Annotated in this window: 12 protein-coding genes and 1 tRNA gene; 7 read left to right on the top strand and 6 right to left on the bottom strand. The window is 41.3% G+C overall.

Annotated features, from left to right (window positions below; translation table 11 throughout):
• Positions 1–76: 76 nt before the first annotated feature.
• On the top strand, positions 77–1,501 hold the full coding sequence (locus QNI15_RS28320) for an efflux transporter outer membrane subunit (RefSeq protein ID WP_314035018.1): 1,425 nt from the start codon (positions 77–79) through the stop codon (positions 1,499–1,501).
• 86 nt (positions 1,502–1,587) lie between these two features.
• Here the strand turns inward: QNI15_RS28320 and QNI15_RS28315 are convergent, their stop codons facing one another.
• The 5 genes from QNI15_RS28315 to QNI15_RS28295 form a co-directional block, all read right to left on the bottom strand.
• The gene (locus tag QNI15_RS28315) at positions 1,588–1,920 is read right to left on the bottom strand and encodes a hypothetical protein (RefSeq protein WP_314035016.1); all 333 of its coding nucleotides are present in this window, start codon (positions 1,918–1,920) and stop codon (positions 1,588–1,590) included.
• 468 nt (positions 1,921–2,388) lie between these two features.
• Positions 2,389–4,620: a hypothetical protein gene (locus tag QNI15_RS28310; RefSeq protein ID WP_314035014.1), complete on the bottom strand. Its 2,232-nt coding sequence runs from the start codon at positions 4,618–4,620 to the stop codon at positions 2,389–2,391.
• An 85-nt stretch (positions 4,621–4,705) separates the two neighbouring features.
• Positions 4,706–4,825 (bottom strand) — tRNA-OTHER (locus QNI15_RS28305).
• 527 nt (positions 4,826–5,352) lie between these two features.
• Positions 5,353–6,003, bottom strand: coding sequence for a GIN domain-containing protein (locus QNI15_RS28300; RefSeq protein ID WP_314035012.1), 651 nt, complete (start codon positions 6,001–6,003; stop codon positions 5,353–5,355).
• An 87-nt stretch (positions 6,004–6,090) separates the two neighbouring features.
• Positions 6,091–7,143 (bottom strand): methyltransferase, encoded by a 1,053-nt coding sequence (locus tag QNI15_RS28295; RefSeq protein ID WP_314035009.1) that lies wholly within the window; start codon positions 7,141–7,143, stop codon positions 6,091–6,093.
• 254 nt (positions 7,144–7,397) lie between these two features.
• On the opposite strand from QNI15_RS28295, the gene QNI15_RS28290 reads away from it, so the two are divergent.
• From QNI15_RS28290 to QNI15_RS28265, 6 genes are all read left to right on the top strand, one after another.
• Positions 7,398–7,997, top strand: coding sequence for a TetR/AcrR family transcriptional regulator (locus QNI15_RS28290; RefSeq protein ID WP_314035007.1), 600 nt, complete (start codon positions 7,398–7,400; stop codon positions 7,995–7,997).
• A gap of 30 nt (positions 7,998–8,027) precedes the next feature.
• Complete coding sequence (locus tag QNI15_RS28285) at positions 8,028–9,416, top strand: TolC family protein (protein ID WP_314035005.1); 1,389 nt, start codon at positions 8,028–8,030, stop codon at positions 9,414–9,416.
• A 34-nt stretch (positions 9,417–9,450) separates the two neighbouring features.
• Positions 9,451–10,509 (top strand): efflux RND transporter periplasmic adaptor subunit, encoded by a 1,059-nt coding sequence (locus QNI15_RS28280; protein ID WP_314035003.1) that lies wholly within the window; start codon positions 9,451–9,453, stop codon positions 10,507–10,509.
• A gap of 44 nt (positions 10,510–10,553) precedes the next feature.
• The gene (locus QNI15_RS28275; protein ID WP_314002586.1) at positions 10,554–13,697 is read left to right on the top strand and encodes an efflux RND transporter permease subunit; all 3,144 of its coding nucleotides are present in this window, start codon (positions 10,554–10,556) and stop codon (positions 13,695–13,697) included.
• 146 nt (positions 13,698–13,843) lie between these two features.
• Positions 13,844–14,263, top strand: coding sequence for a hypothetical protein (locus tag QNI15_RS28270; protein ID WP_314035000.1), 420 nt, complete (start codon positions 13,844–13,846; stop codon positions 14,261–14,263).
• Between the two features lie 195 nt (positions 14,264–14,458).
• The gene (locus QNI15_RS28265; protein ID WP_313989019.1) at positions 14,459–14,626 is read left to right on the top strand and encodes a hypothetical protein; all 168 of its coding nucleotides are present in this window, start codon (positions 14,459–14,461) and stop codon (positions 14,624–14,626) included.
• A gap of 108 nt (positions 14,627–14,734) precedes the next feature.
• Here the strand turns inward: QNI15_RS28265 and QNI15_RS28260 are convergent, their stop codons facing one another.
• Complete coding sequence (locus tag QNI15_RS28260) at positions 14,735–15,499, bottom strand: nuclear transport factor 2 family protein (RefSeq protein WP_314034998.1); 765 nt, start codon at positions 15,497–15,499, stop codon at positions 14,735–14,737.
• Positions 15,500–16,217: the final 718 nt, after the last annotated feature.

Here is a 16,217-nt window from a genome sequence, read left to right as displayed (position 1 = left end):
TTGTAAGATCTGAAGAATAGACCTCTGCTCAACTTGCCATCTTACATGGCAACTGTACATAACTATTAATAAATCTATGAAAAATAAATATAAAAGAACTTCACAGTCCCTACTGTATGTAGTTGGGCTGTGGCTTCTCCTGTGGGTTGCAGGCTGTAAGGCTGGAAAAGATTATCAACGGCCTTCTATAGCGTTACCTGCTCAGTTTCACACGGTAGCTGCTACCGATTCGAGTATAATTGATATCAGCTGGAATCAGTTATTTCCTGATCCTGTGCTGCGTCAGTGGATAGATAAAGCCCTAACTCAGAATTACGATATGCAACTGGCTATCAAACGGGTAGAAACCGCAGAGGCCTACGTAAAACAATCCCGTGTTGCACTCTTACCTGCAGTAAATGCTCAGGTGGCTGCTTCCAGTACTACTCCATCCAAAAACAGTTTGAACGGACTTAGTCTGGAAAACTTTTTAGGCCGAAACCATCTGGAAGATTACACAGCCCAGCTTACATTATCCTGGGAGCTTGATATCTGGGGAAAAATTCGTCGGCAGAACGAAGCAGTACGAGCAACCTACTTACAATCTGCAGAAGCCAGCCGGGCTGTGAAAACACGCTTGATCGCCAATGTATCACAGAACTATTTTAACCTGCTGATGCTGGAGCAACAACTAGAGGTAGCCCGCCAGAATAAACTGCTAAGTGATACCATCGTACAAATGATGCAATTGCAAAAGACTGCCGGGGAAGTGACAGAACTGGCTGTACAGCAAACTCAGTCTCAGGCGCAGTCAGCAGCACTGCTGGTGTCTCAACTGGAACAGGAAATCACGATTCAGGAAAATGCCTTACACATTTTAGCAGGTGAGTTGCCTGGAACACCCATTGCACATTCGCGTCTGAATGATTTTCAATTATGGACTGACGTGAAGACAGGAATTCCTGCACAGGTAATCAGCAAACGCCCGGATGTACGAGCCAGTGAAATGGAGCTAGTGGCAGCCAATGCGCGGGTAGGAGCTGCACAGGCCAATCGCTATCCAACTCTAAATATTACCGCTGCAGGTGGTGTAAATGCCTTTCAGGCAAGTGAATGGTTTGTTGTACCTGGGTCATTATTCGGAACTGTAGCAGGTGGAATAGCTCAGCCTGTATTTCAACGTAGAGCATTGAAAACCCAACTGGAAGTTGCTAGAATACAAAGTCAGGAGTCAGAACTTCGGTTTCGACAAACTGTGCTTAATGCAGTAGGAGAGGTTTCAAATGCACTTGTCCGGATTGAAAAATTGCAGGAGCAACAACAGATAGCATCCAATCGGGTAGAAATACAGAGAGGAGCTATTCAGAATGCTCAGGCTCTGTTTAAAAGCGGTATTGCTAATTATCTGGAAGTAATCACAGCACAAAGCAATGGTTTACAAGCCCGGTTAGATCAGGCTTCTATCAAACGCCAGCAACTGGATGCCATGGTAGAGTTATACCGATCACTGGGTGGAGGTTGAAAGTTAATAGTTAGTAATGGAAAAAACCTTCCTTGTTTTGAGGAAGGTTTTTTAGTTTTAGATAGGCACAAAGTTATTTAGCTTTTTTAATAGGAAGGATAATAGCGTATCTCAAAAGTGTTTCCCAACTCATTGACCAGTTGCTGGTATATTTCGACTCCTTCTTTTTGGTAGGCGTCTCTTTCTGACTCACTGGTAAAGTCTGAATCAGGAGGATAATCGCTATTGAATGTTGCTTGAAATTGACTATCCCATTCTTCCAGTCTTTTCTTTAACGCGCTAGTTATAAGAAGTGAATCAATAGATATATTGTGATGTATTCCTTCTGCATCTGCTATCCATATTGGATAACACTCAAATTCAGGTATTAACTTCATTCGTTGTTTCACAATATCATCTGTTTTATAATGACTAAACATGATTCATCCCAAATTTTGAGGCAAAGAATTTGACTGAAATACATACCAATATGAAGATGTTACAAAGAGAGCAAAGATCACTTTCATCACGGAAGGTAGTGTAGGTGCGTAGGGTGTCCTTTTCCCGCGAGGTTGGCCTTTGGCCTTGCGGGCGGAAGGATCGGGAAAAGGTGCCCTTTTTTGCACACACACAAATCTGGCTCACCAAACTCTCGTTTGGTGCCCTGTTTTTTGGGCAAGCAAAAAATGAAGGAGCCTAGGGAAGAAGGATGTAAGGGACTATAAACCAATCTAGGAAAGACAAGTAAAAAATGAAGAAGCTATAAGAAGAGTGATGAAAGTGACTATAAACAAAACATGCAAAAAATGAAGGAAGTGTGATTCTTTAAAATAACCCAACACCTATACTCATTTCAAAAAGCATAGGCGTTGGATAAAAACTAAGATCCCAAATTCGGGATTAGCCCATCAATCTACTAACAATTGTGTAACTGCCGCAGCATTCATAGCCCATTGCTGGGTATATACCTCATCTGCTTCTGGTGTTTCCAAAACCTGCAAGTTTTGTGCATTAGCTTTGATAGACAACAGATTTCCTACACTTAACTTGCTATCCAGCTTTTTAAGCATGGATTCTATATTTCGTGTATCCAGACCTTGTACAACCTGTCCTCCAAATGGCATTTCCAGCCAGATAACTTCTTTAGCTTCTACATCCAGTACCCCGAATACCATTCCCTTTGCCAGACTATTGGTTACACGAACCTGATGCTGTACACAGGAGGGATCATAGGCTACTCCGGTTTGTTCAGATATCTTCATTGGAAAGCGAGTGTTCATCCATCCAATCACCAGATTAGGGGTGATAGAGCCATTGCTATACGCATTGCAAGTAAACGTTACATATTTTGCCTGTGCCTTACGCAGTTCATTTACATTGATTTCAATGTATTCGGCTGTTCCAATCTGGTTTGGAATGCTTCGGATATCTCCACTGTGCTTACAGCCGGTTGCTACCAGAGAAGAGTAAGAGCAGAATTCCATTCTAGACGCAAACGCAATATGACAACTCAAGTCCATATCCATATGTTGGGCAGGCAAACCTGTTCCCCACTGCATAAATAAACGTACGGTGTCTCCTTCAATGGGAAAACGAGTTCCCATTAAAGTCGAAGGCAAATCCTGCACATTGTCACTCCGGTCACCGATAGATACAGGCATCTTAAACAGGATCGGATCAATGTAAATAGTTTTGCTTTTTGTTTCCTGTGCTGCAAAACGTTTTTCCATTGCTACCAGACAAAGATCGGCTACTGCTGACTTCATCTCATCCAGCTGATCATCATTATATAACGGTAACAGTGCATTGGCCGGAATATTTTTGCTAATACCTCCCAGTGGTTTTACTACCCGGTTAAAGCCTTTCGTGAAATAATTTTCCGCATACATATTCAATGTAAATACAAGACGGGCAGGTACTTTGTCAATGACTTCCGCAAAAGCCTCGACAACAGGCTCGCTTCCAAACCATAACATATTGGCAAACAGTGATCGTGCAAACAGACCCGGACGTTGTTTCAACAGTTTTAAGGTATTCTCCTGATCCATACGCAGACGGAACTGATTGACACGTCCCTGCCATACTTCATACACCTGATTGTAAAACAAATCCATCATCTCTTTCAGCTTCTCAAAGCCTGCACGTTTGCTGTATTCAGCCAGACGTAACGCCCGGATAAACCGTACCCACATTCCGCGTTTTGGGTGCATCATCTCACACATCTTTTCTGCGTCCATTGGCAGATTGTTCAACCAATGCGCTACCATACTACTAGTCTTACGACTGTATTTCAGCTTTAATGCATCTTTAGCAGCCAGTTTCGCTTTTGCACTATTTCCCAGCAAGGGCATACTATGCCTGTTATTGTTTTTATGGCGCTGGATAATGGTCTTTGGCTCAATAATCTGTAAGAAACCTGTATGCTTATACCACAGATAACGCAGGATATCCGTAGGAGAAGTAAACAAGGCCTGTGCTTTTTCGGGTTGGTTTTGCTCAATACATATATCTATCACTGTCATCAGTGTTTCTTTCATTCCGATAGACACTTCCGGCAATGGCAGTTCTTTCAATAAGATTTTCAGACTATCGATCTGAGTAGCATCCAGTGCTGTTTTGGATGTAAGTAAATCTTTGAAAAAGTTTTTTAGCTCTTTCTCAGTCCAGAGTTCCAGCATTTTTAGCTTACTTCCCTGGCCGTACGATTCAATTTTTCCAAACTCAAACGGCGTTCCACAGAATGGGCAACCATTGTAGCGTTCCAATGGAAATGTATTAGCTGGAATAATGTGTCCACAAGGCAGTGTAGTACCACGTCCTTCAAAGACATTGACAAAGAATGTAATGATATGATCTGTTACAGTCTCACCTGTTGGTGTATCCCATCCTTTTACCAATGGAGTCCAGTTCTTGTTGACACCCATTACTTCCCGAAACTTCTCCAGTAGATTTGCCTGGAAAGCAGGAGTTGTCTGATTAAGTGCATGCAATAAAGGTTCAGATACACCGTATCCTAATTTACCTAAATTGGCTACCAGCACTGAGGTAGTTCCTCTAAGCGTTTTGTTGATTGTAGTATTTTCTACATTCGGAATAAAAATGGCCTTTTGACGAAGGCTTACATTGATCAATTGATTCATAGTTGTAGTTAATCGTTAAATCAGATAATCGGAGAACTGCTTTTTTTGGAGAAAATAGAAGTAAGCACTCCTTGACCTTAATTTGGAAGGCAGGCTGGATTCGAACCAGCGACCCCTAGATCCATAGAGAAGTAAGTCTTGATTGACCCATCGGGTAATTTCAATACTTTTCAGTCTAGTGCTCTAACCGCTGAGCTACTGCCTTCATATTGTATACTTTATCTAAAATCAGGTAATTGTAAAGCTGTTTTTTACCAAAAAAAAGAGAAGTAAGCCTGACTTGACCTTGATTTTGCGAAGCAGGTAGGAATCGAACCTACGACCTACGGCGTGACAGGCTGGAAGTAAACATGTTTTGACCAGAATGGTAATTGTCAGTCATTTTGGGATCGAACCAAAGAATCTCCGAAGAGATTCTTGCCAGTTGAAGTATGACTAAATTGACCATAGTGATAATGTTAATGTTATACGTCGTTCTACCACTGAACTACTGCTTCAAAGACAAATGCGGTAATTGAAAGAGTTTTTTCTTAAAAGGAAGTTTAGAAGTAACTTATTCTTGACCTGCATTTGATGTTACAAAGATATCTCTGATTCTACGCAGCCTATTTGCGTAGTGAAAAAGATTTCTGAAATATTTTTTCTGATATAGGTGAAGCTACTTTTGCTTATGATTTAATGTGTTGATATATAGATAGTTATGTATTTTGGTTGCCTCAAGTTTTCTTAAAATTATTTTGCTACCAGCCTTCCTGTACCAGTATACGAGGCCCGTACAATAGGTGGATGACCTTTATAGTTGACATTCCCTATGGAGTTAACAAACGCATTGATCACCTGTTTGGTATACACTTCACAATCTAACACATTCGTAGAGTTTACGTAAGTGCTGTCTGTAATGAGGCTATAACCTTTAAATGCAACCATATTGGTTAGTCCAAGATTCAGAAAAGGAGTTCTGCCAGAGATTTCATATGTTCCTGTATTAATAGCATTAAGTCCGAGATAACGGGTTACAATGACATCTTTGAGTTTCAGAGAACCTGCATGAATGGAGAAATTGAGTGTATCTGCTGTAAACGATTCAGCACTTTTTACAGAACAGCTGTTACAGGACAATAGATATAGATTCCTGACAGCAATGGTAATGGTCCCCATTCCATTAATGGATAAATTCCCGTTGCTTACATTATAATAGGCATCACTCATGGAGGTAGAGATTACCTTGTTCACAGGACCGCCTACCAGATTAAAGGTTACAAACCCATTGGATGTAATGGTAGTAAACGACCCCAAAGGTTTGGGTGGAACTTCCTCCACTTCACAGGATACAAGCCCTGTAAAAACGAGTACTAACAGAAAGAGTTGAATCGCCTTTTTCATCCCTTTTATATACCCGACAACTAGTGAGGGTAACAAAAGGGATGAAGTGCTGTCTGTAAGTTTTTTTATTGGTTTTATGCATCTTGCCTACAGAGGTTTACGGGCATGGATAAGACCATAGTCCAGTAAGGTAGGAATCTCTTCCTGTACGTTAACAAGACCTGAAGCAGAAAACCATTGACGATATTCTTTACGGCTATAGGCTCTGCCTTTGGTACCTAGAAACAGCATAGCCGAATAGTCTGTCACTGCCAGTGGCCCATCCAGTGTATCATCCAGAAAGGCATCATGTATCCAGATTTCACCATTAGGACGAAGTGCATTGGCGAATTTTTGGGCGAGTGACTGACAAATATCCTCAGGCCAGTCATGAAACAGACTGGCTGCCAGCAGAAAATCTGTTTGTGGCAGAGGATCTGTTAACATATCAGCCGGGAAAAACAGTACTCTGGATCGAATATCAGCTGCATTTTCCTTATCACTGTTACAAAATTCTTCCAGCAACTCTGCTGCTACCTTCAATACTGCCGGACGATCTACCACGGTAGCTGTTGATTGTGGATTTGCGCGCAGCCACTCATAAGTATAGTATCCCGTACCACCTGCTACATCCAACAGATGTCCTTGTCGATTGGGCAGATGACTGGCAACAATCGGAGAGAGGTAACGGGCTCTTCCTGCCAGAGCAAGTGTAAACATACGGGCTGCTTCCGGATCATCCATAGGAGAAGGTGCTTCATCATCTTTTACATAGGAAACGCCCTGACTTGTATCCACAGGCCCATCGTTTAGTAAATGCTGAACCATAGTCAATACACCCGGATCATCTTTTTCCAAGCCAGCATAACCTATCAGATTGTGTAGATTGGATTTGGTGAGATAACGTCCCAACTCCGTAAGGCTTAGTTTTTTATCCTCTGTGTAACAAATCATTCCCATAGCACAGAGTGCGGGAAATAAGACCATTGCCGGGCGATTTTTTATGGCTAATTGCTCCTGTAGTTCGGTAATAGATAAAGGTCCATGGGAAAGTATCTCGAAAACAGGTAAATGGTGAACAGCTGCTACCAGCAGATGTGAGCTGGCTTTTGCACGTAAATGGCGTGTAATAGGTGCAATATCTGGGAAAGGAAGCGACATATAAAGAATGGTTGTAGACGATTTTCAACAGAAGTAAAACTCAAATTTCTAATTTCTATTCCGAAAAGAAAATGGAGTCTCTGATAAAGTAAAACAATACTATGCCCGTCTTCTTATATAAGCCTCCTCTTAAGCGATCAAAAACAAACATTTTTTAACACAAACTTACACATTTGAACTTTTTTGAAAGAATGATACTTATCCTTTATAAAAAAATCTACCTTTGTTAGATTTCTTTATAGCATGTAAAAAATATGAGCAGTATAGATAGAAAGACCAGACACAAAGAAGCCTTGCGCACAGGCATTCTTCAGGCAGCACGCAATATTGCTTTAAAGGAAGGCTGGCAGGCTGTCACTATTCGCAAGATTGCCGATGAGGTAGAGTACACACCACCGATAGTATATGAGTTTTTTGAAAACAAAGAGGCTGTTTTCTTTGAAGTAGCCATGGATGGGTTCACCATCTTACGTAACATGCTTGAAGCAGAGGTAATAGAAGATACTCATAAGCAACTATGTCGGTATGCTATTATACACTGGCATTTTGCTGAGCAGAACCCGGAATTGTATAAGCTTATGTTTAGCATTGAATCGATTCCTTCTGTTGCAGAAGAACGCCCTCAGGAAGTGCTCAGTATTGGTGAGTTAATTAAAAATGCTATGAAGGCCATTACTCCAGATCTTGAGGATAAAGAATATAAAGAATTGTTTTTTCAGTGGATGTGTATTGTGCATGGCTTTATTACTATGGCCCTCATTATGAGACACCGTATTGAAAAAGAACCAGATGCCTGGGAGCCTGAGCTTTATCTGGAAAGAGCTACTCGTCGCTTTATCAAAAGTATACAATAATTTTTTTGCTATTCAACTTTTAATACTTCTATGAATTCCACTTTTAAAAAGCGTTTCTTTCACGCTGCCGGATGTCGGTTATTGATCCTGATTGGGTTAGTGATCAGTCAGCCTATGTGGGCACAGACGGCAGATTCCAGTGCTTCTTTTTCCATAAAAGATTGTATTGAGTATGCCACCAAAAAAAACAGTAAATTAAAAGTTTCTCGTTATGATGAGGAAATTGCACAACAGCAAGTACGTCAGATCAGAGGTCGTGGACTACCTCAGGTAAATGTGAATGGAACATTTGAAGATAGGATAAAGATTCCTTTATTCATAATTCCTGGATTGGCAGAAGGAGGGATCAAGGCAGGATATCAATTTAATACTAATCTTTCTGGAGAGGTTACCCAGATGCTTTTTGATCCATCCTTTTGGGTTGGCTTAAAGGCTGCAAAGTATTCTAATCAACTTTATCAACAGAATACCCAACAAGTAAATGAGCAAACTGCCTATTCTATTGCAGATGCTTATTATCAGGTGATTGTTGCTCAAAAGCAGTTACAGTTGCTACATTCCAACCTTACAAATACTCAAGCTACTCTTAATAGTACTGAATTACAATTTAAAAATGGAGTAGCAAAACAGGTGGATGTAAGCCGACTAAAGGTAAACGCCAGCAACCTGCAATCACAAATACGGCAATCAGAGTTAAGTTTACTACAATCTCTGAACAACCTGAAGTTTCAGATGGGAATGCCATTAACTGAACAGATTACTCTTAGTGATACAACATTGACCTTTAATGAATCTGACGCTTTTTATTCTGATGCGTCTGAAAATTCTTTTGAAGGCAGGATAGACTATCGGATTTTACAAACTAACCTGGCTTTACAAGGGTTGGATAAACGTAATATAGCAAGTGGTTATTATCCGACATTAACGGCGTTTGCTAATTACGGATATACAGGACAGGGTTCTAATTTTGGATTCTTTAAAACACCAGGAAATGGTTGGATAGACTATACTTCTTCCTCTATTGGCCTAAGATTACGTATTCCAATATTCGATGGTTTACAACGAAGTGCTCAGGTTCAACAATCTAAGTTAAAAGCCCGTCAGATCGAAGAAAATATTACTCTGACAAAGCAAAATATTAGTCTGGAAGTTGCTAACTCACTAACCCAATATCGTAATACAGTACAGCGTATTGAGTCAGAACAGAAAAATGTTGAATTGGCTCAGGAAGTTTACCAGATAACCCAACTAGAATTCAGAGAAGGAGTAGGCACTTCCACAGATGTAGTAAATGCAGAGACCTCATTGCGTCAGGCACAGAATACTTATATCACTACATTATTGGACTTGTATAGAGCACGATTGAATATTGAACGTTCTAAAGGAAATCTGCTTCCCTATTTGAATTCCGCTAAATAATAACTGATACTATACTCTTATATATTATAGAAACATGAAACGCATTCTCACCATACTAGTCATTATCGTTGTTATAGCTCTGGTAGGTTTCCGGCTGATGAACAACAAAAAACAGATTGACGCAAAGAAACAAATGCCCGATACAACCGGAGTACAAATTTCGGTTAATGTGGCAGAAGTAAAAAGCAAAGCAAGTGAAAAGAATCTGACACTGGTTGGGACTGTAACAGCCAATAAGGTGATAGATATTAAGGCTGAAGTAGCTGGTACATTGACCAGTGTAAACTTTGAACTGGGTGACCAGATACGCCAGGGACAGGTATTGGCACGGGTAGATGCACGGGTGAAGTCATTGGCGGTTTCTACGGCTGAACAGACCCTTGCCAATGCTAAACAGAACGTAGATCGCTATACCAATCTATTCAAAGGTGGAGCTGCTACAGAGGCTCAGCTTCAACAATACCAGCTTACCTATGACAATGCAAAAAACCAGCTGGAACAGGCTCGGAAAGAACTGAATAATACAAATATCGTTGCGCCAATCAGTGGAGTTATCACATTGAAACCAGTAGAGACAGGTGCTTTTGTCAATGTCGGCGCTTCTATTGGCACACTGGTAGATGTATCTAAGTTAAAAGTGCAGTTGAATGTAGCAGAGCGGGATGTGTATGCACTAAAGCTAGGTGATCCGGTAAGTCTGACAGCTTCGGTATATCCGGGAGTAAAATTTGAAGGAAAAATAACCTTTATTAGTCCCAGAGGCGATGATGCGCACAACTATCCGGTAGAAATACAGTTGGTTAATCAGTCTAAGAATCCATTAAAGGCTGGTACCTATGTAGATGTTGCCTTTAATCGTAAGAGCCAGGTGCCTACTTTGCAGATCCCACGTGAAGCACTGGTAGGTAGTATCAAAGATGCACAGGTGTATGTGGTGGGAGCAAACAATGTAGTGAAACTTCGTAAAGTTACGATTGGAGGAGATAACGGTACAGCATTGGAAGTGCTGGATGGATTGAAAGAAGGAGAGAAGGTAGTTACTACCGGACAAATTAACCTCTACGACAATGCTCATGTGGCAGTGATTCAGTAAAGGTAAAAATTATTCAACGTCACGATTTTTAATTTACGGAAACTATGTCTATTACCGAGATTTCCATTAAACGACCTGCACTGGTAATTGTAATTTTTACCGTGCTGGGTATATTGGGTCTGCTGAGTTACTCTCAGCTTAATTACAACCTGCTTCCAAAGTTTGAAGCTCCGGTGATGTCTGTGATTACGTTATATCCGGGAGCTGCGGCAGGAGAGGTTGAAACATCTGTAACGAAAAAGATTGAAGATGCCTTATCCTCACTGGAAAACCTGGACAAGATTCAATCAACTTCTCAGGAAGGTGTATCAATGGTGGTGATTCAGTTGTTGCAATCTGCTAATGTAGATGAATCCGTGCAGGATGCTCAACGAAAAGTAAACTCGATCTTATCACAGTTACCAGATGATGTAGAGGCACCTACTATAAATAAGTTCTCAACAGACGATTTGCCTATTCTGCAAATGGGGGTATCTGCCAATGTGAGCCCCACTACATTTTACAAGATGGTAGAGGATAGGATACAACCTCAGCTGGCAAAGATACAGGGGGTAGGACAGATCACGCTGGTAGGTGGCGAAGAACGTCAGATTAAAGTAAACCTGGACCCTGAACGTTTACAGGCTTATCACCTGTCGCTCAATCAGGTTACGCAGGCCATTATTACTGCCAATCAGGACTTCCCAACAGGAAAGGTAGAAACCACAGATCAGCAATATAGTTTGCGTATTGCTGCTAAGTTTACCTCTCTGGACCAGTTGCGTAAACTGGTGATCTCTAACCAGCCGAACGGAAGTCGGATTACCCTGGAGGACATTGCAGAGGTAGAAGACGGAATTGCCGAAATTACAACTATCAACCGTATCAACGGACGTACTTCCATTGGTTTGATTGTGCAAAAGCAGGCAGACGCCAATGCGGTAGATGTAAGCAAAAAGGTAAAAGCCGAACTAAGTAAGATTGAGAAGATGTATGCTGCTGAAAAAGTGAAGTTCAATATCGCCAATGACAGTTCTATCTATACTTTAGCCTCTGCCAATGCGGTTCAGGAAGACTTGATTCTGGCTGTAATCATTGTAGCTGCTGTGATGTTGATATTCCTGCATAGCTTACGTAGCTCACTGATTGTCATGGTGGCGATTCCAGCGTCTATGATCTCTACATTCATTCTGATGTATGTCTTCAACTTCTCGCTTAACCTGATGACCTTGATGGCTCTTTCGCTGGTAGTAGGGATTCTGGTTGATGACTCGATTGTGGTGTTGGAGAATATTTACCGCCATATGGAAATGGGTAAAGATAAACGTACTGCTGCACTGGATGGACGGAATGAGATTGGCTTTACAGCTCTTGCCATTACGTTGGTGGACGTGGTGGTATTCTTACCGATGTCACTGGTATCCGGATTGATTGGGAATATTCTGCGTGAATTTGCGCTGGTGGTCGTATTCTCTACATTGATGAGTTTGTTTGTGTCTTTTACTATTACACCTATGCTGGCTTCCCGTTTCGGAAAGCTGGACCATTTTACCAAAAATACTCTCTGGGGACGTATTTCACTGGGATTTGAAGACTTGTTTACTCGCCTTCAGGATTTCTACACACGCATTTTAAAGTGGAGTCTGGGACATCGGTGGGCAATCTATCTGGGTGCATTTATATTATTTGTAGGGTCTATCGCGCTGGTGCCTGCCGGATTTATCGGAAGTGAGTTTGCTGCGCAGGGTGATCGTGGCGAAATGATTATTCAGTTGGAACTAGAACCACAGGTAACTATGTACCAGAACAATCAGACCACACGGAAAGTAGAACAGCTACTAATGGAACAACCTGAAGTAAAGCTGGTTTTGAGTAAGGTAGGGTACACCAGTGCACAGATGGGAGCAGGAACAGGTTCCAACAACCGTTCAGAACTAACGGTGCTTCTGGTAGATCGCAAGGAACGTTCGGTAACGACTGAAGAGTTTGGTGCAAAAATAAAGGAGAAGATTCAGAAACTTCCTGGCATAAAAGCCAAAGCTGCTGCTACCAGTATTACAGGAAATGCCAATACTGCTCCTGTACAGATTGTATTGAAGGGAACAGACCTGGAAAAAGTGCGTCAGGCAGCAGAAATGGTTATGGGTGTGGTAAAGAAAACACCTGGTACAACAGATGTGGAGTTTTCAGTGGAAGATCCAAATCCTGAATTACAGGTGCAACTGGACCGGGAACGTATGGCATCATTAGGACTTTCTGTAAGTGATGTAGGTAGCACGCTGCGTACAGCCTTTAATGGTAACGATGACTCAAAATACAGAGAGGGACAATATGAATACGATATAAATATTGCCCTGGATCGTTTTAACCGGGCCAACAGTGAGGATGTGAGTAATATTCCCTTTGTGAATAATCAGGGTAAGCTGGTGTCGCTGAAGCAATTTGCTACTGTATCTCAGGAACTGGGAGCCAGCAAACTTGAACGCCGTGATCGTTTGTCTGCTATTACAGTCAATGCTCAGGTAGTTGGTCGTCCGATTGGTACAGTAGGGGCAGATATTCAGAAAGTTATGCAAACAAAGAAACTGCCGGAAGGCATTGTGATTGAGTATGCTGGTTCACTTCAACAGCAATCGGATGCGTTTGGTAGTCTGGGTATTGCGTTGTTGATTGCTATTGTATTCGTATATCTGATCATGGTAGCCTTATACGATTCCTTCCTGTATCCGTTTATTGTATTGTTCTCACTGCCTGTGGCGTTGATTGGTGCACTAGTGGCATTGGCACTAGCTCTTGAAAACCTGAGTATTTTCTCTATTATTGGGATGATCATGCTGATGGGTCTGGTGGCTAAAAACGCGATCCTGCTGGTAGACTTTACCAATCACCTGAAGGAACAGGGAATGCCTGTAAGGGAAGCATTGGTAGAGGCGGGTAGAGAACGTTTGCGTCCTATCCTGATGACGACCATTGCTATGATCTTTGGTATGTTGCCGATTGCATTGGCGTCTGGTGCTGGGGCCGAAACCAAAAACGGTCTGGCCTGGGTAATTATAGGTGGTCTGACCAGTTCACTATTATTGACACTGGTACTGGTGCCTTCTGCCTATCTGACATTTGAACTGGCAATTACTAAAGTGAAAAAACGTTTTGGCCGTAAATCTGATTCGATTGCCCCTGTGCCATCGCTTTCAGAAGAAACCAAGTAATTATATACTGGATTTTTCCAGAAACGACTTTGCTATTGTTTACAAGACAGAGCAAAGTCGTTTTCTTTTTGATGAATTACAGGTAAAGACTTATTTTTGATTATCCTGATCCTGCATCAGAAATATTCCTCTCATAAATTATTCATATGGCTTATAGCAGAGATTTAATCTTACGTGTTTTAGAGCAGATCCGTGATATGCTTGCCCGTGTAGTAGGATTGGTAGAAGAAGGTAGAATAGAGCAGGCATTAGCTCAAAGTAACGCCATTGCTCAAAAAGTTACAGGTAAAGGTTTGGATGAGTTGTTGGAATTGGATCTACAGGCAATTGCGCAGTTGATAGTAGAGGGTTCAGAGAAAGACCAGTTAAAACAGCTAGAATATCTTTCAGATATATTATTTGTATATGCATCACGCATTACATCGGATTCAGTAAAAAAAGATAAAGCTTTAACATTGTCAGCCTCCTTGCTGGAATATATTGTGGACAAACAATCTATAGTACTGGATATGACTTTGTCTTTTAAGATGAATAAGATTAAGAGGTATAGAGAACAAGGTAGATAACCTTTTCGGGTATGTCTTGTTAAATTGTTTTTAACCGATATGGTATAGAAAAGAACTAATAACTAACGTCTGATCTTAAAAAAAACGCCTTTTTCTGTTACATTTTTTGGTTGTACATTGTTATAATTGCATCTGCATTTTGCGATCAGACAACTTCGTCTGTTTGTCATTCATCAAACTATACAAATACACATAATGGATTTTCTGATAGGGTTACTAGGCATGATGTTCATGGTGCCTCTGGTAACAGGTTATGTGGCGAATAGCAGAGGAAGGTCGTTCTGGAAATGGTTTGGTATTGCCTGTGTATTGCCAGTAGTATCATTTGCTGTTTTGATTTTTCTTCCTGACAAAAGCCTGTAACGAGTTGTCTTACAAACGATTTTTTTACTTAGCTTCTGTATAAATGAGTCAAGAGCCACTCCTGAAAAGGAAATGGCTCTTTTGCTTTACTAGTACAGTGAGGAAGCTTTAAAGCATTCCGTTTGAGTGGGCCATAGTAGCAGGTATAGCCTGCTTAACGCCCCATTGTTCTACAATCTTTTCTTTACTCAGGCGAAAGAGATCATAGAATACATACGAATCGTTTTTTACTTTTCCTTCTGCCTGCACCACAACAAAGTTCCCTTCACCAATGATCCGATGTATCCGGGTGCGAACAACTGTTGTCGTACTGATATATTCCTGCAGACCTGCCTGCCCATTTGCAACTTCGGGCAAATGCTGAATCAAAGCAGGATCAACATAGTTGTCAAGTGAAGTCCTATGCTGAGAAATAAAGACATCCTCATAAAACTTCCGGACTATCGACTTATTCTGCTCTGTATAACCAGTATCCTCTATCTCTACAGGGCCTTCAACCATAGGATTGCCACTGGCTGTAGAGGAAGGTTCGATTTCAACAGCATCCCAGTGCTCAGTTAGTTTGCCATCTTGTATCCTATACAAATCTACAGTGGCATTCTGCTGATTTTGCCAGGGCATGCTGGAATGGACAATTACATAGGGTCCCTCTGCAATAAAGCGCATAAACGGCTTAACAGGATTTGCCGGACGGGGAATAGATGTAAGATAACCTATAAACTCCATAACGCCGGCTTTGCCTGTTTTAATCATCGGATTGTGCTGGATATAGTCTTCCGCAATTACTTTATTGGCAAATTCAACATCAGCTTGTCCAAATATGCGGCGATAGACTTCACGAATAAGCTGAGTATTATTTATATGTTCTGACATAAAAGAATCGTTTTTGGATGAACGTACTAGTTTGCAGGTACATAGCATGCCTGGAAGCAGGCATAACATACCCGAGATGAAATAGTGACATTTCATTTTTGTAAATTTTTAAAAAGACATAGAAAATACGTCAGGCGAGTTTGCCTGATGTCTCTGATAAATGGTTAAGGCAATGCAAAGCATTACTGTTTACCATAGAAATAGGGTATCTTCAGAGAAGGAGTGCGATATGTGGACACTAAAATAGTCAGCTACCAAAACTAGAAAAATCAAAGCTTCAAGGCAAGAGATTTACCGAATTCTTGAAAAGAATAAAGGATAAGATGTAAGAATCCTTGATAGAAAAGCCACAAAGAGAGTTGCGATGACTTTAATCGCAGATGGTCGTGTAGGTGCGTTGGCCTCCTCCTGCGACGAGGTTAGCCTCTTATCTTGTGCTATATCTTTTCTGGAAATGGCGGTTTTAAAAAGAGAGCGCTGGTTCGAACGTCCGTTCGGACCTAATTTGAAAGCAACGTCCGTTGCGTTGGGACAAATTGATACTTGTTTAGGTTTGGGTTAGCACCCAAACAGAGTTTTACCCACCAACGCAGCGTCCGCTCAATGCTGTCAACTTAAGGACTGTTTACAATCCAGATCGTTTATGAGTAGGAAATTTTCGTCGGGAACTTTTCTGTCTGGGTCTAGGGAAGGTACGTCCTGGTCGCCAAGGGATCTT

This window comes from Xanthocytophaga flava, assembly GCF_030068545.1.
Taxonomy (GTDB): Bacteria; Bacteroidota; Bacteroidia; order Cytophagales; family 172606-1; genus Xanthocytophaga; species Xanthocytophaga flava.
The sequence above is the reverse complement of the archived record's forward strand: the minus strand, read 5'-3'. Positions and strand labels throughout refer to the sequence as shown.

Bases quoted from the DNA above. Each gene is read 5' to 3' on its own strand.
- QNI15_RS28320 (WP_314035018.1), top strand. From the start codon at position 77: ATGAAAAATAAATATAAAAGAACTTCACAGTCCCTACTGTATGTAGTT.
- QNI15_RS28315 (WP_314035016.1), bottom strand. From the start codon at position 1,920: ATGTTTAGTCATTATAAAACAGATGATATTGTGAAACAACGAATGAAG.
- QNI15_RS28310 (WP_314035014.1), bottom strand. From the start codon at position 4,620: ATGAATCAATTGATCAATGTAAGCCTTCGTCAAAAGGCCATTTTTATT.
- QNI15_RS28300 (WP_314035012.1), bottom strand. From the start codon at position 6,003: ATGAAAAAGGCGATTCAACTCTTTCTGTTAGTACTCGTTTTTACAGGG.
- QNI15_RS28295 (WP_314035009.1), bottom strand. From the start codon at position 7,143: ATGTCGCTTCCTTTCCCAGATATTGCACCTATTACACGCCATTTACGT.
- QNI15_RS28290 (WP_314035007.1), top strand. From the start codon at position 7,398: ATGAGCAGTATAGATAGAAAGACCAGACACAAAGAAGCCTTGCGCACA.
- QNI15_RS28285 (WP_314035005.1), top strand. From the start codon at position 8,028: ATGAATTCCACTTTTAAAAAGCGTTTCTTTCACGCTGCCGGATGTCGG.
- QNI15_RS28280 (WP_314035003.1), top strand. From the start codon at position 9,451: ATGAAACGCATTCTCACCATACTAGTCATTATCGTTGTTATAGCTCTG.
- QNI15_RS28275 (WP_314002586.1), top strand. From the start codon at position 10,554: ATGTCTATTACCGAGATTTCCATTAAACGACCTGCACTGGTAATTGTA.
- QNI15_RS28270 (WP_314035000.1), top strand. From the start codon at position 13,844: ATGGCTTATAGCAGAGATTTAATCTTACGTGTTTTAGAGCAGATCCGT.
- QNI15_RS28265 (WP_313989019.1), top strand. From the start codon at position 14,459: ATGGATTTTCTGATAGGGTTACTAGGCATGATGTTCATGGTGCCTCTG.
- QNI15_RS28260 (WP_314034998.1), bottom strand. From the start codon at position 15,499: ATGTCAGAACATATAAATAATACTCAGCTTATTCGTGAAGTCTATCGC.